Origin of the sequence: Pollutimonas subterranea (assembly GCF_002849655.1) — a bacterium.
Taxonomy (GTDB): domain Bacteria; phylum Pseudomonadota; class Gammaproteobacteria; order Burkholderiales; family Burkholderiaceae_B; genus Pollutimonas; species Pollutimonas subterranea.
The window spans coordinates 50,780-74,471 of sequence record NZ_PDNW01000015.1 but is presented as its reverse complement, the minus strand read 5'-3'; the positions used below and the strand labels follow the sequence as shown (position 1 = coordinate 74,471).

At 61.2% G+C, this 23,692-nt stretch carries 20 protein-coding genes; 5 read left to right on the top strand and 15 right to left on the bottom strand.

Translation table 11 applies throughout. From position 1 onward, the window contains the following. Positions 1 to 265 precede the first annotated feature (265 nt). Positions 266 to 1,156, top strand: a complete 891-nt coding sequence (locus CR159_RS16105) for a DMT family transporter (RefSeq protein WP_233208356.1) — start codon at positions 266 to 268, stop codon at positions 1,154 to 1,156. 55 nt (positions 1,157 to 1,211) lie between these two features. Here CR159_RS16105 and CR159_RS16100 read toward each other — a convergent pair whose 3' ends face one another. The 5 genes from CR159_RS16100 to CR159_RS16085 form a co-directional block, all read right to left on the bottom strand. Then, positions 1,212 to 1,496: a type II toxin-antitoxin system RelE/ParE family toxin gene (locus tag CR159_RS16100; protein ID WP_199173339.1), complete on the bottom strand. Its 285-nt coding sequence runs from the start codon at positions 1,494 to 1,496 to the stop codon at positions 1,212 to 1,214. Then, complete coding sequence (locus tag CR159_RS16095) at positions 1,493 to 1,780, bottom strand: CopG family ribbon-helix-helix protein (RefSeq protein WP_102074984.1); 288 nt, start codon at positions 1,778 to 1,780, stop codon at positions 1,493 to 1,495. Before CR159_RS16095 ends, CR159_RS16100 begins: the two co-directional genes overlap by 4 nt. A 29-nt stretch (positions 1,781 to 1,809) precedes the next feature. Beyond that, entirely contained in the window at positions 1,810 to 1,962 is a 153-nt protein-coding gene (locus tag CR159_RS21600; protein ID WP_158238553.1) for a hypothetical protein, read from the bottom strand. Positions 1,963 to 2,171: 209 nt separating this feature from the next. Continuing rightward, on the bottom strand, positions 2,172 to 6,113 hold the full coding sequence (locus CR159_RS16090) for a DUF3683 domain-containing protein (protein WP_102074983.1): 3,942 nt from the start codon (positions 6,111 to 6,113) through the stop codon (positions 2,172 to 2,174). A 71-nt stretch (positions 6,114 to 6,184) separates the two neighbouring features. Beyond that, positions 6,185 to 6,706, bottom strand: a complete 522-nt coding sequence (locus CR159_RS16085) for a YqaA family protein (RefSeq protein WP_102074982.1) — start codon at positions 6,704 to 6,706, stop codon at positions 6,185 to 6,187. Positions 6,707 to 6,807: 101 nt separating this feature from the next. On the opposite strand from CR159_RS16085, the gene ilvA reads away from it, so the two are divergent. Continuing rightward, positions 6,808 to 8,316: a threonine ammonia-lyase, biosynthetic gene (ilvA, locus tag CR159_RS16080; protein WP_102074981.1), complete on the top strand. Its 1,509-nt coding sequence runs from the start codon at positions 6,808 to 6,810 to the stop codon at positions 8,314 to 8,316. A 46-nt stretch (positions 8,317 to 8,362) separates the two neighbouring features. Then, entirely contained in the window at positions 8,363 to 9,826 is a 1,464-nt protein-coding gene (locus CR159_RS16075) for a glutamate-cysteine ligase family protein (protein WP_439650557.1), read from the top strand. On the opposite strand, the gene CR159_RS16070 is transcribed toward CR159_RS16075, so the two are convergent. Both CR159_RS16070 and CR159_RS16065 read right to left on the bottom strand, forming a co-directional pair. Beyond that, the gene (locus CR159_RS16070) at positions 9,808 to 10,986 is read right to left on the bottom strand and encodes an ABC transporter substrate binding protein (protein WP_102074979.1); all 1,179 of its coding nucleotides are present in this window, start codon (positions 10,984 to 10,986) and stop codon (positions 9,808 to 9,810) included. The two genes, CR159_RS16075 and CR159_RS16070, sit on opposite strands and share 19 nt — an antisense overlap. Next, the gene (locus tag CR159_RS16065; RefSeq protein WP_102074978.1) at positions 10,983 to 13,004 is read right to left on the bottom strand and encodes a SpoIIE family protein phosphatase; all 2,022 of its coding nucleotides are present in this window, start codon (positions 13,002 to 13,004) and stop codon (positions 10,983 to 10,985) included. Before CR159_RS16065 ends, CR159_RS16070 begins: the two co-directional genes overlap by 4 nt. A gap of 180 nt (positions 13,005 to 13,184) precedes the next feature. On the opposite strand from CR159_RS16065, the gene CR159_RS16060 reads away from it, so the two are divergent. Continuing rightward, the gene (locus CR159_RS16060) at positions 13,185 to 15,575 is read left to right on the top strand and encodes an MFS transporter (RefSeq protein WP_102075035.1); all 2,391 of its coding nucleotides are present in this window, start codon (positions 13,185 to 13,187) and stop codon (positions 15,573 to 15,575) included. Here CR159_RS16060 and alr read toward each other — a convergent pair. Genes alr through CR159_RS16045 form a run of 3 tightly spaced genes read right to left on the bottom strand, consistent with a single transcriptional unit; the run spans position 15,535 to position 18,872 of the window. Beyond that, a complete protein-coding gene (gene alr, locus CR159_RS16055) occupies positions 15,535 to 16,644 on the bottom strand; it encodes an alanine racemase (protein ID WP_102074977.1) in 1,110 nt (369 codons plus the stop codon). The two genes, CR159_RS16060 and alr, sit on opposite strands and share 41 nt — an antisense overlap. Before the next feature lie 3 nt (positions 16,645 to 16,647). Then, positions 16,648 to 17,091, bottom strand: a complete 444-nt coding sequence (locus tag CR159_RS16050; protein WP_102074976.1) for an ATP-binding protein — start codon at positions 17,089 to 17,091, stop codon at positions 16,648 to 16,650. Positions 17,092 to 17,108: 17 nt separating this feature from the next. Beyond that, positions 17,109 to 18,872 (bottom strand): uracil-xanthine permease family protein, encoded by a 1,764-nt coding sequence (locus CR159_RS16045; protein WP_158238552.1) that lies wholly within the window; start codon positions 18,870 to 18,872, stop codon positions 17,109 to 17,111. Positions 18,873 to 19,026: 154 nt separating this feature from the next. Here CR159_RS16045 and CR159_RS16040 point away from each other — a divergent pair, with 154 nt between their 5' ends. Then, a complete protein-coding gene (locus CR159_RS16040) occupies positions 19,027 to 19,359 on the top strand; it encodes an STAS domain-containing protein (RefSeq protein ID WP_102075034.1) in 333 nt (110 codons plus the stop codon). Here CR159_RS16040 and CR159_RS16035 read toward each other — a convergent pair. From CR159_RS16035 to phoB, 5 genes are all read right to left on the bottom strand, one after another. Beyond that, positions 19,345 to 20,334, bottom strand: a complete 990-nt coding sequence (locus CR159_RS16035; protein ID WP_102074974.1) for a 5-oxoprolinase subunit C family protein — start codon at positions 20,332 to 20,334, stop codon at positions 19,345 to 19,347. The genes CR159_RS16040 and CR159_RS16035 overlap by 15 nt on opposite strands. Then, positions 20,331 to 21,035: a 5-oxoprolinase subunit PxpB gene (gene pxpB, locus CR159_RS16030; RefSeq protein ID WP_102074973.1), complete on the bottom strand. Its 705-nt coding sequence runs from the start codon at positions 21,033 to 21,035 to the stop codon at positions 20,331 to 20,333. The genes CR159_RS16035 and pxpB overlap by 4 nt, the downstream gene beginning before the upstream one ends. Positions 21,036 to 21,049: 14 nt before the next feature. Further along, positions 21,050 to 21,481: a VOC family protein gene (locus tag CR159_RS16025; protein WP_102075033.1), complete on the bottom strand. Its 432-nt coding sequence runs from the start codon at positions 21,479 to 21,481 to the stop codon at positions 21,050 to 21,052. Positions 21,482 to 21,550: 69 nt separating this feature from the next. Next, entirely contained in the window at positions 21,551 to 22,849 is a 1,299-nt protein-coding gene (gene phoR, locus CR159_RS16020) for a phosphate regulon sensor histidine kinase PhoR (RefSeq protein WP_102074972.1), read from the bottom strand. A 49-nt stretch (positions 22,850 to 22,898) separates the two neighbouring features. Continuing rightward, a complete protein-coding gene (gene phoB, locus CR159_RS16015; protein WP_102074971.1) occupies positions 22,899 to 23,600 on the bottom strand; it encodes a phosphate regulon transcriptional regulator PhoB in 702 nt (233 codons plus the stop codon). Positions 23,601 to 23,692 lie beyond the last annotated feature (92 nt).

Sequence of the window (23,692 nt, the reverse complement as noted above, 5' to 3'; positions counted from 1 at the left end):
GACAGCCACTGGCTGTCCGTAAGCGTCCCGCTCGGACAGCGCGGGCTTGTATCCCCGATCCAGGCCGACCGCAGGGCGCGCTCAAATTTCGCCTGGCCCGCAGCGGCCACCGGCGCCTTGAAGATGTGGATATTGGACGACGAAGCCGATGAAGAGTGAAAATAAGGGCTGTCGGTGTTGTCCGCCTACTACCTACTACCTACTACCTACTACCTACTATCCACTGTCTATTTGTCTATTGTGCGTCTATGACTGAGCGGCTGCTGTGATTTATAAAGCGTATGCTCTCCTGGCATTGACCACCCTGTTCTGGGCGGGTAATTCAATCGCGGGCAAATTGGCGGTTGGCCATGTCTCGCCGATGGTCCTCGTCACTATTCGCTGGGCAAGTGTGATGGTGGCACTGTATTTCTTCAAGAGACACCAGATCGCTGCAGATTGGCCGGTGATCCGGTCACGGCTGGTCTATTTGCTGTTGCTGGGGGCGATGGGGTTCACAGGTTTCAGCGTCGCGCTCTATTACGCATTGATCCATACCACCGCAATCAATACCAGCATTTTGCAGGGAGGCATGCCGCTGTTCGTATTTTGTGCCAGCTTCATTATGTTTGCCAGCCGCATCGGCGTGGAGCAGGCGATAGGGTTTTTGATTTCGTTTGTAGGGGTGATCGTCATCGCAGTACGGGGTGACTTCGCTGATTTGATTGCTCTGAATATCAATGTTGGCGATGCGCTGATGCTTGTCGCGATCATCTCCTATGGCGTCTACACGGCTGCACTACGTAGCAAGCCCCAGGTGCACTGGACCAGTTTGATGTTCATTTTCTGTTTGGGGGCAACGTTGGCGTCCGTGCCTTTGCTGATGGTTGAAATGGCGCAAGGGGCGACCCTATTCCCGGATATGCACGGTTGGTCCGCGATTATTTACATCGTCATATTTCCGACTTTTTTGGGGCAGGTTTTCTACATCCGGGCTGTGGAGCTGATCGGGGCCAATCGTGCCGGCTTGTTCATCAACCTGCTGCCCGTCTGGGGTGCATTGCTGGCAGTCACTATACTCGGAGAGGTATTTCACGTTTATCACGCGGCTGCCCTGACGATGATCCTGATGGGGATAGGCCTTGCTGAATATGGCGGGCGAAAGTTAAGTAAATAAGAATAGTCTTATTCGCAGCGGCCCATGGGGTCTTGCTGATGAAGTCATGCTTGTTTCACTTCTGCGGCGGCCATTGCCTAGCTGCATGCAGCACACGGAGCACGCGTATCTGGCCGTCGGCCAAGTCGTAAACCAGAATGTAATTTTGGTGCACTATCAGCTCGCGAGTGTCGGCGACGCGACCAGCACGCCCAAGACCGGGATGATCGATCAGGCGGCCGGCCTTCTCTGCGAACAGCTCATCAAGGGCCAGTGCGGCAGCAGGATTGTCGGCCTCAATGTAATGATATATCGCTTCGCGGTCCTGGGTAGCTTCAAGCGTCCAGTACAGTTCTATCATTTCGACGTTTCAAGTCGGCGGCGTGTGGCCGCCCGTTTGGCCGCGAACTTGGCTTCAACGTCGGCTGCTGGTATAAGATTGCCAGCATTGGCCGAATCAATGCCAATTTGCACCTGACGACGGAACCAGGCGTTCTGTGCGGCCACATCTTCTTGCTGCTGTACGAACTCGCGCATGAAGTCGCGCAGGAGCTGCGCGCTACTACGGTCGCGGGCTTTGGCGGCAGTGGCAAAGTCAGATTTAAGAGACTCATCAACCCGGAAAGTAAAAGTTGCTTCACTCATGGCTCTCGCCCTTATGTGTTACAGGATTACTATATGGTAGCACGTCGGCTGCTGTCCGAATGATGGCCGCTACGAGTAGCGGTTTGGCCCATGAGGTCGCGTAGTCGCTGTCCAGCAGCGTCGGTACCCAGCGACGCCAGGCGCTCGTCAAAGGTAAAGTCGTAAATGGTGGTAATTTGCATTTGCTCGACGGCGGGAAGGGCCACCCAACCGACTGGGAGCGTTGCCGGGTCTGGCTCCCAATACAGTTGGCGATCAGCCGGAAACTCGATCTTTTGGCCTTCGCTAGGCGCCAGGCCACGTCAAACCCGGCCATGATGGATGTAATGCGTTGGCCGTCACTCATGCGGGCAAGAAAAAGAAGTGTACGGCGCTTCATGAAGCGTGCCCGCTACACCAACACCCGCTCTATCCCCCCGGCATTCGCGTCGCGTACGTAGTCCTGCATCCAGTCGGCACCCAGGATGTGGCGGGCCATTTCGACGACGATATAGTCGGCATCCATGCCAGTGTCGCCCTCGAAGCGCGAGAGGCCTTGCAGGCAGGACGGACAGGAGGTGAGCATTTTGACTTCACCCTCGAAGCCGTCGGCGCGTATGGTGGCGGTGTTCTTGGCGAGTTCTTCTTCCTTGCGGAATCGTATCTGGGTCGAGATGTCGGGGCGCGATACGGCCAGGGTGCCTGATTCGCCGCAGCATCGGTCGGTCTTGATGGCGGTATCGCCCACCAGCGCCTTGACCGTTTTCATGGGCTCCTGCAGCTTCATGGGGGTGTGGCAGGGGTCGTGATACATGTAGCGCACGCCTTGCACGCCATTCATTTCTATCCCTTTTTCCAGCAGGTATTCGTGGATGTCGATGAGGCGGCATCCTGGGAATATTTTCTCGAATTCGTAGCCGGACAACTGGTCGTAGCAGGTACCGCAGCTGACGACGACGGTCTTGATGTCGAGGTAGTTCAGCGTGGTGGCCATGCGATGGAACAGCACGCGGTTGTCGGTGATGATTTTCTCGGCCTTGTCCGTCATGCCGTTGCCGCGCTGCGGGTAGCCGCAGCAGAGGTAGCCGGGAGGCAGCACAGTTTGCACGCCGGCATGCCACAGCATAGCCTGGGTGGCCAGGCCTACCTGCGAAAACAGGCGCTCGGAACCGCAGCCGGGGAAGTAGAACACGGCTTCGGTTTCGGGCGTCGTGGCGGCCGGGTTGCGGATGATGGGGACGTAGTCGGCGTCCTCGATGTCCAGCAGCTTGCGGGCGGTCTGCTTGGGCAGGCCGCCGGGCATCTTCTTGTTGATGAAGTGGATGACCTGCTCGCGCATGGGCGCCTTGCCCACGGTGGCGGGCGGGGCGGCGACTTGTTTGCGCGCGGGCAGTGCAAGGACGTCATGGGCCAGGCGCTGTGCCTTGTAGCCGATGTCTATCATGGCGGTACGGGTGGCCTTGATGACGCGCGGGTCCTTGGCGTTCAGGAAGAACATGGCGGCGGTCGTTCCGGGATTGAACGATTTCTTGCCCATGCCGCGCAGCAGGGCGCGCATTTCCATGGAAACGTCGCCGAAGTCGATGTCGACCGGACAGGGGTTGTAGCACTTGTGGCAAACGGTGCAGTGGTCGGCGACGTCTTCGAATTCTTCCCAGTGCTTCAGGCTGACGCCGCGCCGGGTCTGTTCTTCATACAGGAAGGCTTCGATCAGCAGGGACGTGGCCAGGATTTTATTGCGGGGCGAATACAGCAGGTTGGCGCGCGGCACATGGGTGGCGCACACCGGCTTGCACTTGCCGCAACGCAGGCAGTCCTTGATGGCGTTGGAAATCGAGCCGATTTCACTGCGCTGCATGATCAGCGATTCATGGCCCAGCAGGTTGAAGCTGGGCGTCCAGGCGTGGCGCAGGTCGGCCCCGGGCATAAGCTTGCCCTTGTTGAAGCGGCCTTCCGGGTCGATGCGCTGCTTGTAGTCCTGGAAGGGCTGGAGCTCTTCTTGCGTCAGGTATTCGTACTTGGTCAGGCCGATGCCGTGTTCGCCGGATATTACGCCGTCCAGGTCGCGGGCGATCTGCATGATGCGCGCCACGGCCTCGTTGGCTTCGCGCAGCATCTCGTAGTCGTCGGAGTTGACCGGGATGTTGGTGTGGACGTTGCCGTCGCCGGCATGCATGTGCAAGGCCACGAACACGCGGCCTTTGAGCACACGGTCGTGGATGGCCTGCAGTTCGGCCAGCACGGCGGCGCAATCGGCGCCGGCGAAATAGCGTTCCATCAGGGCACGGACTTCGGTCTTCCAGGACACGCGTATGCTGCGATCCTGCACGACGTCGAACACGCGGGCGTCCGGCTGTTCGGCCAGGCGCTGGGTGAGCATGGGAGCCAGTTCGTCCATGCCCAGGGTGCCGAAGACGTCCATGTTCTGGGCGAGCGGCGCATCCATGTTGTCCAGCAGCCAGGTCCAGCGGCGGCGCACGGCCTGGATCGTGCCTATGGCGTCTTGCGTGCGGCTGGCGAGGATCTCGGCGCGGGTGTGCTCGGCATCGTCGTGATCTTCGATCTTGCCGATGGGCAGGTCGCCATTGAGGAAGTCTTCGAGCTTGTCGAGCAGGCGCAGTTTGTTGCGCGTGGACAGTTCTATGTTGATGCGTTCAATGGAGTCGGTGTATTCGCCCATGCGATTCAAGGGGATGACGACGTCTTCGTTGATCTTGAAGGCATTGGTGTGGCGCGCGATGGCGGCGGTGCGGGCGCGGTCCAGCCAGAATTTCTTGCGGGCTTCAGGGCTGACCGCGACGAAACCTTCGCCATGGCGGGTGTTGGCAATGCGTACGACTTCGCTGGCGGCGATGGCGACGGCATCGGCGTCATCGCCGACGATATCACCGATCAACACCATTTTTGGCAGTCCGCCGCGCTTGCTTTTGGTGGCGTAGCCGACTGCGCGCAGGTAGCGTTCGTCCAGGTGTTCCAGGCCCGCGAGAATGGCGCCGCGTTCCCGGCCCGGCCCGTCGAGATAGTCTTTGACCTCGACAATGGACGGCACCGCGTCACGCGCCTGCCCGAAGAATTCCATGCAGACGGTACGCGTATGGGCGGGCATGCGGTGCAGCACCCACCGTGCCGAGGTAATGAGGCCGTCGCAGCCTTCTTTCTGCACACCGGGCAGGCCTGACAGGAACTTGTCGGTGACGTCTTTGCCAAGGCCGGCCTTGCGAAAACGCGAGCCGTCGATGACCAGTGTTTCGTTGCGCAAAGGCAGGGCGCCGGGCAGCGCTTTGCCGTCGGACCACTGCAACAGGAATCGTGCCTCGGCCGCGTCGTGGATCTTGCCCATGTTGTGATCCAGGCGGGTGACATCCAGCCAGTTGCCGTCGGGGTCGACCATGCGCCATCCGGCCAGGTTGTCCAGGGCGGTGCCCCACAGGACGGCTTTCTTGCCGCCGGCATTCATGGCCACGTTGCCGCCCGCACAGGAGGCGTCGGCGGACGTGGGGTCGACGGCGAATACATGCCCGGCGGCTTCGGCGGCTTCGGCAATGCGGCGCGTCACGACGCCCGCGCCGGTGTGTATGGTGCGGACCGGGTCGGCGACGCCGGGCAGTTGCGAGACTTCGACGGCGCCCAGGGTGTCGAGCTTCTCGGTATTGATGACGGCCGAGCGCCAGGTAAGGGGAATGGCGCCGCCTGTATAGCCGGTGCCGCCTCCGCGCGGGATGATGGTCAGCTCGAGCTCGATACAGGCGCGCACCAGCGCGGCCATTTCGTTTTCCGTGTCGGGTGTGAGCACCAGGAAGGGATATTCGACACGCCAGTCGGTGGCGTCAGTGACGTGCGAGACGCGCGACAGTCCGTCGAACTTGATGTTGTCCTTGGCGGTGATGCGCGACAGGGTGCGTACGGCCTTCTTGCGCAGGTCCCGGGTACGGCTGAATTCTTCTTCGAATTCGGCTACCGCGGTGCGCGCCGCCGCCAGCAGGCGGGCCACTTTGCTGTCGCGTTCGGCCACGCTATTGTCGCGCCGGTTGTCGACTTCGCCCAGCCGGTGGTTCAGCGCCTGGATAAGCAGGTTCTGGCGCTTGGGGTTGTCGAGCAGGTCGTCGACCAGGTAAGGATTGCGCCGTACCACCCAGATGTCGCCCAGCACTTCGAACAGCATGCGGGCCGAACGGCCGGTCCGGCGTTCCTCGCGAAGTTCGGAAAGCATTTGCCATGCCTCGGACCCCAGCAAGCGCAACACGATTTCACGATCGGAGTACGACGTGTAGTTGTAGGGGATTTCACGCAGGCGCGTGGTGGCCGAGAGAGGAAGCGTAGCGGCGAGTAATTGGCTGGCGATGGGGGCGTTCATGGGGGAAGGAAAAGAAGGTGGCCCTTAAAGACATAGTGTAAGGGATAACGACAGGTTTGGACCAAACCGGCTCAGACTTTGCCGGGAAAGAACCAGATGAGGGCTGCGGTCATGATGGCGTAGCGCAGGAACTTGCCGAACGCCATATAGGCGACGCTGGGCCAGAAAGGCAGGCGCAGCCAGCCGGCGACCGCGCACAGCAAATCACCGAAAACGGGAACCCATGAAAAAAACAGAGCGGGCGGACCCAGTCTATGCAGCCAGTAGCTGATGTAGTCGTGCCAGCGGCCGCCGGCCTTGTGATGCTGTTTTTCCGGATGCTTTTCGCGCCAGCGCTCGTAGGCTTTTTCAGCACCCAGGCCCATGCCGTAGCTGATGGCGCCACCCGTGGTATTGCCCAGGGTGGCAACCAGGATGGCGGGCCAGAACATGTCGGGCGCAATCTTTACTAAGCCGAAAACGGCTGGTTCGGAACCCAGCGGAAGCAGGGTCGCGGAGATGAGGGCGACGATGAAAATGGCGCTGAGCCCTACGCTTGGCAAGGCAAGAGTAAGGAGCAGCCAGTGTACCGACGATTGCAACATTGCTTCCATAGCGCGTTAGTGTATCGCTGAAATGCCGTCTTGCGCCTGCCCCGATGCGTCGCGGACGCTATGGTATTCTGCTCGTTTACCTATGAACCCCTTCTTTTTCCATGTCAACAGATTATCTTAAGCGCATCCTGAACTCCAAGGTTTACGACGTCGCTATCGAGTCGGCCCTAGAATTTGCTCCCCTGATTTCGGCTCGAATTAATAACAAGATTCTGTTGAAGCGCGAAGATACGCAACCGGTATTCAGCTTCAAGCTGCGCGGGGCGTATAACAAGATGGCCAATCTCAGCCCGGCGGACCTGAAGCGCGGCGTCATTGCGGCGTCGGCGGGCAATCATGCCCAAGGCGTGGCGTTGTCGGCCAGGCGCCTGGGTTGTCGTGCGGTCATCGTCATGCCGGTTACCACGCCTAACGTCAAGATCGATGCAGTGCGCGGTTTTGGAGGCGAAGTGGTGTTGTTCGGCGACAGCTTTTCCGACGCCCACGAGCACGCCAGGGAAATCGAGAAAAAGGAAAAACTGACCTTCGTCCATCCCTTTGACGATCCTGACGTCATCGCGGGCCAGGGCACGGTGGGCATGGAGATCCTGCGCCAGCACAGCGGACCTATCGATGCCGTATTCGTGGCGATAGGGGGCGGCGGCCTTATATCCGGTGTGGCGGCCTATATCAAGCAGTTGCGGCCCGAAACCATGGTCATAGGCGTACAGACGGTCGATTCCGACGCCATGAGGCGCAGTGTCAAGGCCGGTCGACGCATCACGCTGACCGATGTGGGCTTGTTTTCCGACGGTACGGCGGTCAAGCAGGTGGGTGCCGAAACCTTCAAGCTCACCCGGAAATACGTCGACGACTTTGTACTGGTCGACACGGACGCCATCTGCGCGGGGATCAAGGATGTATTCCAGGACACCCGCAGCGTGCTGGAACCGGCCGGTGCCTTGGCGCTGGCGGGGGCCAAGCGTTATGCCGCGGAACACAAGTGGAAGGGCAAGACGCTGGTGGCCATTACCTGCGGCGCCAACATGAATTTTGACCGGCTGCGGTTTGTGGCCGAACGCGCCGATGTGGGCGAAGCCCGTGAAGCCTTGTTCGCGCTGACCTTGCCGGAAAAGCGGGGCAGCTTCCTGCGTCTTTGCGAAGCCGTGGGTAATCGCAGCGTGACGGAATTCAACTACCGGATTTCCGACGCGGAACAGGCGCATGTATTCGTGGGCCTGCAGATCGCCTCGGCGGCGGAGCCTGAAAAGCTGGCCAATAGTTTCCGCAAGAAAGGTTTTCCCACGCTGGATCTCACCGGCAATGAAATGGCCAAGACCCATTTGCGCTATATGGTGGGCGGGCGATCGGCATTGGCCGAGCACGAGCTGCTGTTTCGCTTCGAATTCCCTGAACGGCCCGGCGCGCTGATCAAGTTCCTGGGTGCCATGAGCCCGGACTGGAACATCAGCCTGTTCCACTATCGGAACCAGGGCGACGACTACGGCCGCATCCTGGTGGGCATACAGGTGCCGCCGGCCGACAAGAAAGAATTCAAGGACTTCCTGGACGGCCTGGGCTACCCTTACTGGAATGAATCCGAAAATCCCGCCTACCAGCTCTTCCTGTAGCCGATCCCTTGCCTCAGTAGCCTACCCGCCCCGCCTGGGGCTGGAAATGGAAATGGTGGTGGCGCACGCGGTCAGCGGCGCGAGCCTCCCGGTCGACCGTTATTTCGACGCGTTGAGCCGTATCAAACGGACAAGAGGCGTATCCTCCACGCCTGTCCTGCTTTCCGGACGCTGCGTGGGCCTGCAAACCGATGAGGCCTACTGCGGCCTGGACAATGGCTTCAATCTGCTGGAGACCGCCACCGTTGCGGTGGAAGGCGGTCCCGGAGGCCTGGCGCGCCTGAGCGCCTTGGCGCATCGTGAGTTGGCCGATACGCTGGGCGCCCTGGATGCGGACGGCGCTTGTGTCCTGAATGTTTCCCAACACCCCGACTGCCCCCGCGATGCCGCCTGGTATGACCGTGTCTGCGTGCCCAGGCCCATTTATCGCGAGCTGCGGGATCATCGCGGCTGGCATCACTGGGAAGGCATGGATGCCAAGGCGCAGAACGGCGCGAATACCTCGGTGCCGATCGCAGGCGCGGCCCGGTCCTTGAATGTGGTGCTGGGCCTGGCGGCCGCCAGCATTGCGCTGTTTGCCAACAGTCCGCTGGAATCCGGTGCAGCCACGGGTCTCAAGGAGAATCGGCTCACGATCTGGCCGCGGGTGTTCGAGCCGGCGCGCTTTGTCGGCGACGCGATGCTGGCCCAGTATCCGGCACGCCCATTCCGCGACCTGGGCGATTATTTTCGCTGGATGTTCCAGGCGGGTACGGTATCGCGCAGCCTGCCCCTGCTTCATCGTTATGACTACAAGTCGGCGCCTACGGTGATCCTGGACGGCGACCCTTGCCTGAGCGATTTCCTGCGCACCGGTCTATGGACTGGCCGGCGGACCGATAACGGAGAGCCCGCGTCGATCACCGCGCATGCCATGCACTTCGAACATTCGCAGATCGCCCAGTTCCTGGATGCACGATGGCGCTATCGCTTGGCCGAGCTGCCCTGCCTGGCCGATGTGCTGGCTGCGTGGGACAGGGACGGAGGCCTGGAGGCTTTGTTTGCAGCCTGCGGCGTAGACGGCTATATCGAAGGCAGGGCGCCGGGCGCGGGCTTCGCCGACGCCTGCCTGGTGCGCGAGGCAGGCAGGCAGGAAGCCCGTTCGGTACTTGTTGCGCCGACGGCCTTGCAGCAGGGCTTGCTGGCCGAGCCGGAAGCCTCGTGGCAACTGGTGCAGGATTGGGGCTGGGACGAACTGGGCCGGCTCAGGCAAGTGGCCATACGCGATGGCTTGGCGGATACGCGTGTGCGCGCGCTGTGCGCGGACGTGCTTGCGGTCGCACATGGAGGTTTGCACGCCGATGATGCACACCACCTGGCCTATGCCGACTACGTCTTGCAATCCGGACGTAGCGGCGCTGATCGCTTGATGGAGACGTGGAACAGCCTGCCGGGGGGCGAAGGCCGCCTGCAGGGCTTACTGCCCTTACATACGGCGCTACACCCGGATTGCTACGGCCGGGCCTCGTAGACTTCGTCGGCGGCCAGCAGGATGTCCACCGGAGGGTCAAAGCCTATGGTGCGCGCCGTGGCGAGGTTCAGGGCGATCTTGGGCGGGTCTATCCATACCTGGCTGATTTCGCGGGGCTTTGCGCCATTCAGTATCCGGGCGATGGTTTCGGCATGGAACAGCCCTACGTACGAGACGTCGGCCTGGGCCAGGCTCAGGAGTATTCCTTGCTCCACCTCCTTCGACCCCGCCATCGAAAAGCTGGCTATCTTGGCCTGCGCCAGGACACGGGCGATGGCGCCGATCGAGCTGCTGCTCACGCCGCGATGCGTTGTGACATAGACAGCGTCGACATGTTGTTCGGCGAGATCCTTGTAACAGCGCAGCGCATTATCCACAGCCGTTTCGATCGGGACGCTGCTGGAGCGGGCGTGGCAATGCACGACCTTGAAATCCAGCTTGCGGCTTACTTCTTCCACGGCGGCGACCGCGCCGTATGTCCGACCTTCAGGGCTGTCTTCATAGACGATGCCCAGCGTCTTGAAGGGGACGATTTCCCGGAACAGGCGCAGTTGGCGCGGATAGCGCTCGGGCTCGATACGCGCGTGCAACTGGTCGAGGCCGCTGTCTTGCACGCTGTCGGAAATGCCTGCGCCGATCGGGTCGCTGGTCGAGCCCACGACCGTGGCCAGGGGCGGACCCAGCTTGCGCATGTCTTGTCCCGCCCATGTGCCCATGGCGATCATCAGGTCGATGTCGCTCTTCTCCTTGATGCGTGCGGCGATCGCGGCGCGCATGGGTTCGCGCTTTTCGGCATCGAAGTTGCCGGGCTGCCAATAGGCGTCAGGCACGAAGTGCAGATGGTCACTATCGATATTTGCCGCCAGCCATTGCCACAGTGCCTGGCCGGACAAGCCATCGGGGCGGCTGCCCCGGTAGCGCAACCAGCCCAGGTTTTGCAGGCCGTCGGCGATCTCGCCCAGTGTTAACGGATAATCGCCATAGTCGCCGCTTTCCACATAGCCCAGGCGCCAGCGCGTCCCATCCGCTTTGGTCGCCGGCGTCGTGGCAAAGACCTTGGCGGATGATGGGCTGGGTTCGGCCGCGATCTGGGCGTGCAGGATGGGGGCGCCGAACAGGCTGGCGCACGTCAATAAAGCAAGCATGAAATGGCGGATCATGGCGTGGCCCTTTTTGCGGCAATCAAAGTGATGTCATCCGATTGTTCGGTTTGCTGGACGAATTCGTGCAAGTCCTGCAGCAGCGTGGTGGAGAAGTCCACAGCGCTGCTTTCCTGCAGTCCGGCAAGCCTGGCGAATAGACGTTCTTCGCCGTAAAGCGTGCCGTCCGGCCCCACCGCCTCGGTGACACCGTCCGTATAGCCCAGGAGAATTTCGCCGGGTTCAAGCCTGGTTGAGAATCTTCGGTAGGGAAGGTCTTCCTGCACGCCGCAGGCAGGGCCGCTACGTCCTTCCAGCAGGCGTAATTGGCCGTCCGTCTGCACCAGGCACAGCGCGGGGTGGCCGCCGTTGGACCAGTCCAGGTCGCCGGTGACGAGGTCCAGAACCCCGATCACCAGGGTAACGAACATCATGTTAGGGTTGTTTTCCGACAGGCGATTGTTGACGCGTTCCATAAGCATGGCCGGATCGGTTTCGTCTTCGGCCGAGGCACGGATCAGGGTACGGGTGATGGCCATGAACAAGGCGGCCGGCACGCCCTTGCCGGATACATCGCCAATGGCGAAACACAGGCGGCCATCAGGCAGCATGAAATAGTCGTATAGGTCGCCGCCCACTTCCTTGGCCGGAATCATGGTGGCGTAGAGGTCGACCTGCCGCAGGACCTCGCTCGCCAGCGGAGTGGGCAGTAGGCCCATCTGTATGTCCCGTGCGATATTCAGCTCGCTTTCGAAGCGCTCCCGGCTGGAGGTTTCGAGCAGCAGACTGGCGATTTTCTCGCGCAGTTGCTGGTCCATGAAGATGAAGGTGGCGGCCAGGCGTCCCACTTCGTCGGGCTGTTTCAGGGGTAGGCGAGAAATGTGTTCAGGTATGGGGCTGGCCACGCTGAGGTCCTGGTCCGGCAAAGCGCGGGCGAAATCGCTGAGCTGCTGCAGCGGGCGCGTAAGCCGTGCCGACAGGGCCCACGCAACGGCCAGCGTAACCGCCAATACCAGCAGGAAGATCCAGCCCAGGCGATTGCGCAGCGATGTGGCCGCACTGGTAAGGTCCTGTGCAGGAACGGCCGCCACGATCGTCCAGCCCAGGGGCTTGAAATGCGCTGCGCTGATTTGCCAGGGTTCGCCGTTATCGACTGGATCGAATTGCAGGGTTTCGATATCGCCATTGCTTGGTACGCTGCGCAAAAGTTGGCGCAGCGTTCGGCTGGTGGCCGTGTCCTGTTCGTCCAATAGTCCTGTGTGGGCCTGCGGCAAGGGGGCGAGCGGTTGGTCTTCGCCGGTAAGAATGAAGGCAAATCCGGATCGTGCGATCTGCAATGACTGCAGCACCTCCTTGATCGACGTTTCCATTTCATCGCGGCGCTGGTCGAACTGCGTGACGATGGCATGGGCGTCACCGCTGATGGCAAACAGCCAGTCCCAGGGCTCGAAGTAGCCGAACCAGGCATAACGCAGACCGGACGCGCCCGGGTCGCCTGAGGCCGGCCATCGGTAAATGGCAAAACTCTGGCCGACGGTTCGTGCTTCCTGATAGGCTGCGGCGGCTAATGCATTGCCCTTGAAATCGGTAACTGTCGACAAGTCCTGCCCGGTCATTTCGTGCCTGCTACTGGTCAGGGTGACGAGTTCCGGCCCGAAGGCAAAGGCAAAGCGCTGGGCGTTTACGGGCATGTCGGCAATCCATTGCCTTGCCAGCGCTTGCGCCTGTTCCGTGTCAAGGCTGCCTTGCTCCACCTGCTCGACGTACATGTCGAGCACGGATCGCATGGTGGCGCCCAGGCTGGCCAGTTCACCGCGTCCGGCGCGCACCGTGGATATCTTGTCGGTGAGCAAGCCGCCCCAGCGGGCCTCGCTATCTTTAATCAGCAAGTTCAGCACATTGCGTACGGCCACTTCTTCGCTGGCCACCACGGTGCGCGTCACGTCGCGCTGTGTGACCAGCATGACGGCAATTGCGCCTGCCAGGAGGGTGATTCCGACAAGTAGGAAGATTTTGCTGCGCAACGAGGTCAAACGCATGAATGGATGCTCTGTTGGGCGGGAAATGCGCCGAGTGTGGGCGAGGAATAGTAGTTTTGCGGCAAATTGTAAATTACTATTGCGGTTGCAGTAACCCTAAAAGCAAGGTGGTGCCGCATTGTCGGCCGCAATATGATGAATGACAAGCCGCTACACAAGGTATCCAGGCGCCGCCGGCCCATGCGAGACATATTGCTGGCGTGTATGGTGGTGCTCCTGCTGGCGCAGGGTTTGATCGGTGCATTGAGTCTTTCCGCCCTGAATCGATTGGTGTCCGACAACACGGCCGAGCGGGTCGGCTTGATGGCTCGCCAGACATCGGCGCAAATACAAACCGGGCTCGACCTGGGCAAGCCCCTGCCACAGTTTTTTGGTTTGTCGCAATTGCTGGCCGATTTGCAGGTCCGCGTTCCCGATATGCTGGGCGCCAGTGTGGTGTTGGCTGACGGGCGTGTGATCGCCACGCTCGCTCAGGCGCCGACACCAGGCCCTCTGCTGGATCTCCTTTCTTCCGGGCCGCAACGGTCCGCTACGGTACAACGCCGCGAAGGAAAGGCCTTGCAGCTCGCGCTGCCGCTGGGTGAGGGCGGCGGACGCATCACGGGGGCGCTCGTGCTTCAGGTGCAAGCCGGGAATGCGGGGGACAGCGCATTGCTTCTTGAAAACCTCAGGGTATTGGCGGTCACCACGCTGGGCGCTGCCTTGCTGTTGGTGCTGACGTTTCGTTATGGACTGCCCTTGCACCGCGTAGCCGCCGCCAGCAAGGCCAGGATGGTGGCGCCTCTGCTGGTGCTTCTGCTAGCACAGGGCTTGTATGCCGCCTACACGATCCAGACTTTTCGCGATGTATGGGTAAGCGTAAGCCGCGATAACACGCGCATGCTGGGTGAAGGGCTGCGGCATGACCTGAACCGCGTGCTGGGCTACGGCATCGAGCCCGAGCGGCTTGCCGGCGTCGAGCGGCCCATGATGCGGCTCGCCCGTTCATTTCCGCTGATCAAGGAGCTGCAGCTGCAGGATGCCGATGGGCGGGTATTGGTCCGCGCCGATGCAAAGGGATTACTGCCTGGGTTGGCCGATGCGGATATCGCTTCCGAAAACATCCTGGTGTTTCCCCTGCAGGCAGCAGGGACCGGTCCGGTACTGGCCCGGCTGGACGTGATGCTGGACCAGGACCTGATTGCTGCCGGCGTGCGTGAACGGATTATGGACGCAGCCACGGTCGCAGTGGTCGCGTTGGTTGCCGCCATCGAGCTGTTGCTGTTGTTGACACTGCTCATGGATCGGGCCTTTGCCGTGCGCAAGCAGACGGCGACGGGCGAAACGCAAGGCCTGGATGACCTCTCCGGTGTAGGACAAGTAGTGCGGCCGGTCATGTTCGGCTTCCTGTTTGCGTTGGCCCTGCCACTCAGTTTCCTCCCTATCCTGGCGCGCACCCTGTTGCCCGATGGCGGTAACGGTCCGGCGGCCGAGTTCCTGATGGCATTGCCGATTGCCGCCGAAATGGGCTGCGGCCTGATGACTGCCTTGCTAGCAGGGCGGCTGACGGACCGCCGTGGCTGGCAGACGCCGGTGTTGGCTGGTGTGCTGGTATCGGTCCTGGGCAACCTTGCTTGCGCCGGCGTTGATACCCTGCCCGGTTTGGTATTGGCCCGCGGCCTGGTTGGACTGGGTTACGGCCTTGCCTGGATGGGCTTGCAGGGTTTTATCGTGACGCGCAGTCCCGCCGCTTATCGTGGACGCAACATGGCCACGGTCATCGCCGGACTGTTTGCCGGTCACCTGTCTGGCGCGGCAGTGGGTGCCATGCTGATGCAGCAGTTGGGTTTTGCTGCTGTTTTTTATATTGGCGCGGCGCTGTTGTGCCTGCCGTTGGTGGGCGTCCTTACCCTGATGTGGCCCTATCGCCAGCTCTCGGCGCAGGCGGTCTCGTCCAGGGCCGGGAAATCATGGACGGCGCTGCGGCGCCTGTTGCTGACCAGGGACTTCGGCTTATTGCTGCTGGGTTGTGTCATTCCTTTTTCCATTGCCCAGGTCGGGCTGCTTACCTACGCGCTTCCCTTGTATCTCGAGGCGTATGGGGCTACGGCCTCCAGCGTCGGGCGGGTCCTCATGCTGTACGGCCTGTTTGTGATCTATATCGGGCCCTATATGGGCCGCGTCGCGGATCAAAGCGCCAGCAAGAAACACTGGATCGTGGCAGGCGGGCTGATAGGCAGCGCTGGCCTGCTTAGCCTGTATTTTGCCAGCGGCCTGCTGGCCGCCGCGGCGGCCGTGGTATTGCTTGCGTTGGCCAGCTGTTTTGCGGGGGGCGCCCAGGCTGCCTATATGCTGGACCTGAAAGCCGTACAAGACTATGGCGCCGCCGGCGCCACCAGCGTTATGCGGGCCGCGGATAAATTCGGCCAGATGCTCGGTCCCTTGCTGGTGGGAGGCCTGTTTGCTTCCATGGGAATTTCCGGCGGACTTGTCGTGACCGGTGGGATCTACCTGATCGCGACCCTGGCCTTTCTGGTGTTCGCGCCCGGTCTCAGGCAGCGCCCGCAAGCCGCCGTGGCACCCGTGCTGTAAGACCGGTGAGCAACTGCGCGGCGATAGTCCCGGCGGCACGTGCGACGTCTTCCACCGGCAAGTTCACCGTGCCCCACAGCGTGACGCTGTCGCCTGTAGCCACGTGGGGCAAGTTGGTGAGATCAATGGTGAGCGTATCCATGGACACGCGGCCCAGAATGCGGGCCCTCATGCCCCCCACCAGGACGGGACAGCCGCTGGGTGCGGTGCGCGGGTAACCATCCGCATAGCCGCAGCGCACTAATCCGATACGCAGCGCCCGGTCGGCCCGAAAGGCACTGTTATACCCTACGCCGTCGCCGCTGCCTAGTTCTTGAATACCATAGATCGGAGCATATAGGGCCATGGCGGGTTTGAGCCCCAGGTCGGGGCCGGTGTGACCGGACAAGGGACTTACGCCATAAAGAACAATCCCGGTGCGCAACCAGTCCGTGCTCGCCGCCGATGCGGAATCGATTAGGAGAGCAGCGGAGTTCTCGGTACAGATCCGGCCCGGCAAGCCAGTCGTCAGTTGCTTGAACGACTGTCGTTCAAGCCCCAAGTCCGCAGCGTCCTCCGCATTGGCATAGTGCTGGAAATGCCCGATGCCCGACACGTGGCCGGCGGCCAACAGCCCTTGGAGCCGGGCATAGGCGAGTGGGTAGTCTTTCGCCTGAAAGCCGGCATGGTGCAGCCGGCCGGCGTGGCGTAGCCACGCATGTGGTGAAACACCGCCGGCAAGGCGCTCCAGCTGTTCCAGTTGGCCGGCATGTTCGATCACCACATGCAAAGGGTAAAGAGCAGGGTCGTTGAGTTCATCGAGGGTGAAGTGGCCGCACATGGCCAGCAGGGGCTTGGTCCAACCCAGCATGCGGCAACGATAGGCGTCGGCGGCGCACAGCACCGCCAGTCCGTCGGCCGCATGCAGGGCTGGCAGGACGTGTTCAAGGCCATGGCCGTACGCATCGGCCTTGACGACGGCCCACATTAAGGGGCGCTTTGCGCCCGGCTCCACCTGCAGATGCCGCCGGATTGCCAGAAGGTTATGGGCAATGGCGTCGCGGTCTATGCAGGTAAAAGCCCCGTGCATGGTTCAGCCGACGGGATCGGGTTCAGGCGTCGCAGTCAGGCGCAGGTGATTCTGCTCGTTGACGCGCCGATACTCGATGTCTTCCAGATAATGTTGCATGAGCCGCAGACCGTGACCGCCGATAGTTGCGTCGTCAAGCGACTCTGCAAGCGCAGCCGGCTGGCCCTGCGTTGGATCGTAGGCGATCCCATTATCGATGATATCCAATGCGAGTCGTTGGCCCTCTGCGCTTATGGACAATGCAATATGCCCCTGCGCATCGCGCCCAGGCTGGTCGCCAAAGCCGTAGGTGACAATATTTGTCAGTGCTTCGTCCAGGCACAGTTGCAGCTTGAAGGCCATGCGCGGGGCCCAATGTTGCTGCTCGGCGACGGATTCCAGCCACGCCAGCGCTTGCGGTATGGCTTGGGGGCCTGGGATCAGCGACAGGGTGGCAAGTGTCGACATGGCGTCAAAAAAAGAGGCTAATGATCGAAGTGTAACCGGACGTAGGAATATTCGCCTCGAATTCCGCTACTGAGCTTGTCGGTAAGGCGCTTGAGCAGCGTGTGCGATACGCCCGCCAACGCCTGGTCCAGCGCCGCATTGAACGCCTCGTCCTCGATATCCAGCAGGTTGGGGTCGGACGCGGCCCGGGATGCGTCCAGTATCAGCGGGGGCCCACGGTGCAGGAGCTCGATATCAAGATTGAATTCGTCGAAGCTGCCGCGGATCTCCACCAGTTGGCGGTCGTCTGCCGACTGTATGGCTTCCGCAGCTTCCAGCGCCGCTTGCGCCGCACGGCTTACGGCCTCGCGGCGCGCGCTCCAGCCGGCGCCCTTGCTTTCAACGAAATTCACGATCTGCTGCGTAAGCGGGATGTCGATGGCCTTGGTGTCCAGTACCTGCGTGGCGCGTTGCGATGTGCCGAGGCGAAAGAGCAGGTTCAGGCTGATGGCGGTGATCCCGGCAACGATAATGCCGTTCTTGACCAAAAATTGCGCATAGGCGGGTGCCGTATCGGCCAGTCCTGGCAGGAAAATGACGCCCATTCCTGCAATGAACGAAAGGCCCACCATGAAGATGCCTCGCGAATCCAGCGCACGCGAGGCAATGAGTTCAATGCCCGAGACCACCAGGTAGGCGGCCGCATAGATTTCAACCGCACCGATGACGGGAGTGGGAATCAATGTCAAGGCCATGGACACCTGCGGCAGGAAGGCCAGCAGCGCCAACACGCCTGCCGTGCCAAGGCCGATCCAGCGCGATGTGGACCGGCTTATATGGCATAGCGCAATATTGGCGGACGAGGTGGCGTTGGGGTAGGCTCCCAGCCATGCGCCGAGCAGATTCGCCAGGCCGTTGGCCCTGATGCCGAGGCCGGCCATGTTCATATCCGCGCGCCGCCAGTCGCTGTCGTTCATTTTCTGCATCAGCACGACGCTGCCGAAGGTGTCGAGTTGCGTCATGACGGCCAGCAGGCCGATAGCCACCAGCAGGCCGGGGTCGACATTAAGCACCGGGACGGGAATATGTGGAAGGCCGAATACCGGGGTTGTCGCCAATGTCTCGACACCGTGAAGATTGCCCAGGATGGCCGCCAGTGCCACACCGGTAATCAGGCCGCACAACAAGGCAAACAGCTTGACGCGGCGGCTGCCCCATATGGACAGTGCCATGATGACCAGCAGCGTACAGCCGCCTATCAGCGCGTCGCGGCCATCCACCTCACCCGTCTGGCCCATGCCGGTGGTGTGCGACAAGGCTGATGCCGTCAGCGACAGGCCGGCAATGCAGATGACGACGCCGGCTACGGTGGGCGGCAGAACAGCCCGCAGGCGTGGAACCAGGTAGCCGGCACCCAGCGCCATGGCGCCATTCACCAATCCGACCGCGACCAGTCCTCCGGCGCCGTACTCCGCGGCTACCATGCCCGACAGCACGACAAGGAGCGGGTCGGGGATATGCACAAGCAGGGTGCCTGACCCCAGCCGTCCGCCCCAGGACTGGAAGAATGTTGCCATGGCCATCCCGATGATGGTGGCCGTTACCATGCTGCGTGTAACGTCGCCGCTCAGCCCCGAGATCTTTGCCGAGGCCAGCACATAGGCGATCAGGGCAAGCGCCGTTGCCGCATGTTGCAGGGCCAGCCCTATCAGGGCAAAGTGCGGCGGTATCTCCGATGAGGCGTAGGCCAGGTCGGGGGGGCGCGTGCTGGGCGGGAGCGGCGGCAGCGTTATTTTTTTCACGGGGATGACCTTTGAAGGTTCCGACTACGGCAGTACGCTGTTTGGTAGCCAAACAGCGTACTGGTATGGCCAGCGTGTTTTGTCGCGTATTATATTGTCCAGATACTATTTGATTCTTCAATCAACAATTTACTTCCAACATTATGGTAGTCCCATGAGCCTTACTAGCGAAAAAATCGGAGAAGTACTGGTCGTGTCCACGGCCGGCCAGATCAATAGCGCCAATGCCGCAGCGCTGGAATCCGAACTCCTGGCCCTGGTCGAACAAGGCGAGCACCGGTGGGTCCTCGATATGGGCCGGCTCGACTACATTTCCAGCGCCGGATTGCGGGTGATGCTTTTACTTGCCAAGCGTTTGAAGCAGAAGTCCGGTCGCCTGGTCTTGTGCGGCATGCAGCCTCATGTGCACGAAGTCTTCGACATCAGCGGCTTTTTGTCCATACTCACTGTGGTGGATAGCCGGGCCACGGCCTTAGCGCTCGAATAGGGCGCGCAGAGGGGACAGGTCCCGGTGCAATTGCGCGAAGGCCTCTTCCCTTTGGCTGTCCAGCCGTTGGGCTTGAGTCAGCGCAATTTCCGTAAAGCTTAGGGTTTCGCCCGGCATGCATTGCGCGATAACGGGCAGGTCGACGGTGGCCACATGCCCGATTTTTGCGTAGCCGCCGGTCGTCTGGCGGTCCGCCATAAGGATGATGGGATTGCCGTCAGGCGGGACCTGTATGCTGCCGAAGCTGGTGGCTTCCGACAGCAATTGGGTGCTGCTCTTGAGCAACAGTTGCGCACCCTGCAGGCGGTAGCCCATACGCTCGGACTGTGGGCCGATGCGGTATTCACCGGCAAAGAAATCGGCAATCGAGCCATCGGTAAACAGCGGGGTGTGCGCGCCGCGCATGACACGTATCGACGCCCTGGGGACCAGGCCCAGTATCGCCGGCAAATACACTTTGATCCTCCAGAGCTCCTGCTCCAGGTCGTCGAGTGCGCTTGCGTCCAGTTCGCCCAGCATGTTGAGCACATCGCCTTTCCTGAGCGCCCGTCCATGGAAACCGCCGAAGCCTCCGCGCAGGTAAGTGCTGCGGCTGCCCAGCACCGAAGGCAGTGCGATGCCGCCGTTCCAGGCGATATATGAGCGCAATCCAGCGGTCCGGGCGCCGAACGCAAGGACATCGCCGGCACGCACGATCAGCGGACGATTATTGGGTATGGGCTGTTGGTTAAGCGTGGGGCTCAGGTGAGCGCCGCTGATGGCGATGCAGCCCGCTGCGTCAAAGCGCAATGTGGGCCCGACCAGTGTGACCTCAAGCGTAGCTTCATCCCCGGTGTTGCCGGCCAGCAGATTGGCCAGCCGGTGGGCCCGGCCATCCATTGCGCCGCCCACCGGTACGCCCAGGTGCTGATGGCCGAATCGGCCCAGGTCCTGGAAGCTTGACAGCAAGCCCGGCTTTATAACGGTGATGCTCATGCGCGCTCGTGCCTTGCGGCAAGAAATTCTTCGGCGCTGATGGGAATAAACCGGACCGTGTCTCCGGGCGCCAGCAAGGCGGCCGGACTTTCGAATGGATCGAACAACACCAGCGGCGTTGCGCCGATGATATGCCAGCCGCCCGGCGACATATTGGGATAGATCATCGTTTGCAAGTTGGCGATGGCCACTGAACCGGCGGGTACGTCGGTGCGCGGAGTGCTGCGCCGGCCGATGGCCAGCCTTGGGTCGTGCATGCCGATATACGGCGCGCCCGGTGCGAATCCCAGCATGAAAACGTGCGCAGGGGTCTCGCTGTGCAGGCGAATTACCTCGTCTTGCGAAAGATGGCAGTGCTGCGCAACGTGGGCCAGGTCGGGGCCATAGGCGTCGCCGTAGCATACGGGAATGTTGATTTGCCGGGGTGTAATGGGCGCGGCATTCCGGGCGAATGCCTGCTCCAGGACTTTATCGATTTCGCCGGCCAGGTGCCGGAAGCCGGTGTCCGCCCCGGATGGGCGGGGCTGATAATGCAGTGCAACCGAATTGAACGTGGGAACGATGTCGCTGATGCCGTCGATGCGGGCGGCACGCAGCGCAGCCGCGGCCGTGGCGCATTTCAGGCCGATCTCGATATTGACCTGGTCCCCGAAGACCAGCACCAGGCAGCGATCGCCTTGCGGCACGATTTCCCACGGCATGCGGTGAGACGCCCTTATTTGGCGAACAGGGACTCAATATTCTTGAACGCCTTGAACTCCAGTGCATTGCCCGAGGGATCAAGGAAGAACATGGTGGCTTGCTCGCCGACTTCGCCCTTGAAGCGCACATAGGGCTCGATGACGAACTTGGTGCCGGCGGCTTTCAGCTTCTCGGCCAGCGATTCCCAGACGTTCATGTCGAGTACCGCGCCGAAGTGGCGTACGGGAACGTTGTGATCATCGACATTGTTCGTAACCGTGCTGCCGCATTCATCGGGCGCCAGGTGCGTGACGATCTGGTGGCCAAAGAAATTGAAATCTATCCATTCATTGGATGAACGGCCTTCGGGACAGCCTAGCAATTCGCCATAGAATGTGCGCGCCTCAGCCAGGTCGCGCACAGGAAATGCAAGGTGGAATGGGGGGATGGTAGTTTGCGACATCAAAGGCTCCATATCAGGTCAGCGGCCATTTTAATGTTATTTCGCTAAATATTGCTGCAATTGACGTACCCCCTACGACTCCTCGATACTGACCCGGTTCGGAGGAAATGCCACAGAGAAAATACTGCCCGCCCCCAGGCGGCTGTGTATGGTCAGTTCGGCGTTGTGGCGCATGGCGACATGCTTGGTAATGGCCAGGCCCAGGCCCGTGCCGCCGGTGGCGCGCGAACGACCTCGGTCCACCCTGTAGAAGCGCTCGGTCAGGCGTGGAATGTCTTGCGACGCAATCCCTATTCCGGTGTCCTGCACCGAGTAGCAGGCGTGGCCGCTTTCCGTGCGGTACCAGCTGACCGTGATCGTGCCATCTTTGGGGGTATACCGTATAGCGTTGGTCAGAAGATTGGACACAGCCGACGCCAATTCGGTTTCCATGCCGGTAACGCACAAGTCTTCGGCGATATTCTCGATAAAGACGTGCTGTCCTCGGGACAGTATCTGCGCTTGGCGCAACGCCTCGTGAATGACGGTGCTCATGCGCACCGGCTCGCCACTGGCCGTGGGCGCGGACTCCAGCGTGGACAAGGTCAGCAGGTCTGCCACGATCGCCTGCATGCGCTCGGCCTGTTCCAGCATCATGTTCTGGTAGCGCTCTTTCTGTTCGGCGCTCAGCGACTCGGCAGGCATGTCGCGCATCGTCTCCAGGAAGCCGGACAGCACAGTCAGCGGCGTCCGCAGCTCATGGGACACATTGGCCACGAAATCCTTGCGCGTGGTTTCCAGTTTTTCGACCTGGGTGACATCGCGCGTGACGATCAGGAACCGGCCTACGCCATAAGGCGCCAGTTGCACCAGCAGGGATTTTTCCTGGCCCTCGTTCTGCAGGTGCAGCAATACGGGGCCGGGCCAGGTGCTTTGTCGCGCGTAGCGGTTGAATTCAGGAGCGCGCAGTATGTTGAAAATGCTGTGGTTGCGATCCTTTTCCAGCTGGAGACCGATATGATCGCAGGCAGTCTGATTGCACCAGGTCAACAGCATCGACTCATTCAGGGTTATGGCCCCGTCGGGCAAGGCCTCGGCGGCGAGCATAATGACATCGACTTGGCGGGTGAGCTCGTCGATTTCCTTCCTGTCCTGGCGCAGCTTGCGGTATATGGGCGCCAGCACTTCGTCCCAGGGCCCGACAGACGGCGGGGGCGGCTCCTCGATATTCCTGACCCACTTCGAGATGCGCGAGAGCTGCAGGCCACTGACCAATATCATCAGGAGCAGGCCGAAGGCAAATACTGCCCAGCCGGTGCTTGCTCCCAGCCATGATCCCGTCAACCACCCCAATGCCGCCCATATACCTATGGTTATTAATGTCTTAGTCATGTATGCAAGGTTTCAAGGGGAATCGTGGTGAGCGTGTTTGATGGCAGGGCTATGCGAACTTGGGCGGCTGGGCGGTGAACCGGTAGCCCGCGCCGCGAACGGTCTCGATATGGTTCTCGTGCTGGCTGGGTTCCAGGGCTTTGCGCAGGCGCCGGATATGTACGTCCACCGTGCGTTCTTCGACGAAGACATGATCGCCCCAGACCTGGTCCAGCAACTGTGCCCGCGAAAAGACGCGCTCGGTGTGCGTCATGAAAAAGTGTAGCAGGCGAAACTCGGTGGGACCGACGGTCAACGATATTTCTCCGCCCCTGACCCGGTGCGTGGCCGGATCCAGGAGCAAGGTGCCGATCTGGATCAGATCGTCGGTCAGCTGGGGCGCGCGCCGGCGCAGAACCGCCTTGATACGTGCCATCAGTTCCTTCGGCGAGAACGGCTTGGTGATGTAGTCGTCGGCACCGGCCTCCAGCCCTTCGATCTTGTCGTGCTCGGCGCCCTTGGCGGTCAGCATGATGACGGGCACCTGGCGCGTACGCTCGTCGGAGCGCAATTGCCGGGCCAGCGTGATGCCGGAAGCACCGGGCAGCATCCAGTCCAGCACGATGAGGTCGGGGAGCTCGGCGCGGATCAAGGTTTGAGCCTGTTCGGCATCGAAGGCGCGCAGCACCTTGTGACCGGCAAACGAAAGGTTTACCGCGATCAGCTCCTGGATCGCCGGCTCGTCCTCTACAACTAGTATGGTGGTGCTCATAGGGTCTGGTCAGTATTGAAGATGAATGATAGTTCAGGAAAAATGCATACTAGGCATAATATGGCGCCAATATTTCAGGTTTGTGAAAACGG

Excerpts from the sequence above, each read along its gene's own strand:
- CR159_RS16100 (WP_199173339.1), bottom strand. The coding sequence starts at position 1,496 with ATGATAGAACTGTACTGGACGCTTGAAGCTACCCAGGACCGCGAAGCG.
- CR159_RS16095 (WP_102074984.1), bottom strand. The coding sequence starts at position 1,780 with ATGAGTGAAGCAACTTTTACTTTCCGGGTTGATGAGTCTCTTAAATCT.
- CR159_RS21600 (WP_158238553.1), bottom strand. The coding sequence starts at position 1,962 with ATGCAAATTACCACCATTTACGACTTTACCTTTGACGAGCGCCTGGCG.
- CR159_RS16090 (WP_102074983.1), bottom strand. The coding sequence starts at position 6,113 with ATGAACGCCCCCATCGCCAGCCAATTACTCGCCGCTACGCTTCCTCTC.
- CR159_RS16085 (WP_102074982.1), bottom strand. The coding sequence starts at position 6,706 with ATGGAAGCAATGTTGCAATCGTCGGTACACTGGCTGCTCCTTACTCTT.
- ilvA (WP_102074981.1), top strand. The coding sequence starts at position 6,808 with ATGTCAACAGATTATCTTAAGCGCATCCTGAACTCCAAGGTTTACGAC.
- CR159_RS16075 (WP_439650557.1), top strand. The coding sequence starts at position 8,363 with ATGGAAATGGTGGTGGCGCACGCGGTCAGCGGCGCGAGCCTCCCGGTC.
- CR159_RS16070 (WP_102074979.1), bottom strand. The coding sequence starts at position 10,986 with ATGATCCGCCATTTCATGCTTGCTTTATTGACGTGCGCCAGCCTGTTC.
- CR159_RS16065 (WP_102074978.1), bottom strand. The coding sequence starts at position 13,004 with ATGCGTTTGACCTCGTTGCGCAGCAAAATCTTCCTACTTGTCGGAATC.
- CR159_RS16060 (WP_102075035.1), top strand. The coding sequence starts at position 13,185 with ATGCGAGACATATTGCTGGCGTGTATGGTGGTGCTCCTGCTGGCGCAG.
- alr (WP_102074977.1), bottom strand. The coding sequence starts at position 16,644 with ATGCACGGGGCTTTTACCTGCATAGACCGCGACGCCATTGCCCATAAC.
- CR159_RS16050 (WP_102074976.1), bottom strand. The coding sequence starts at position 17,091 with ATGTCGACACTTGCCACCCTGTCGCTGATCCCAGGCCCCCAAGCCATA.
- CR159_RS16040 (WP_102075034.1), top strand. The coding sequence starts at position 19,027 with ATGAGCCTTACTAGCGAAAAAATCGGAGAAGTACTGGTCGTGTCCACG.
- CR159_RS16035 (WP_102074974.1), bottom strand. The coding sequence starts at position 20,334 with ATGAGCATCACCGTTATAAAGCCGGGCTTGCTGTCAAGCTTCCAGGAC.
- pxpB (WP_102074973.1), bottom strand. The coding sequence starts at position 21,035 with ATGCCGTGGGAAATCGTGCCGCAAGGCGATCGCTGCCTGGTGCTGGTC.
- phoR (WP_102074972.1), bottom strand. The coding sequence starts at position 22,849 with ATGACTAAGACATTAATAACCATAGGTATATGGGCGGCATTGGGGTGG.
- phoB (WP_102074971.1), bottom strand. The coding sequence starts at position 23,600 with ATGAGCACCACCATACTAGTTGTAGAGGACGAGCCGGCGATCCAGGAG.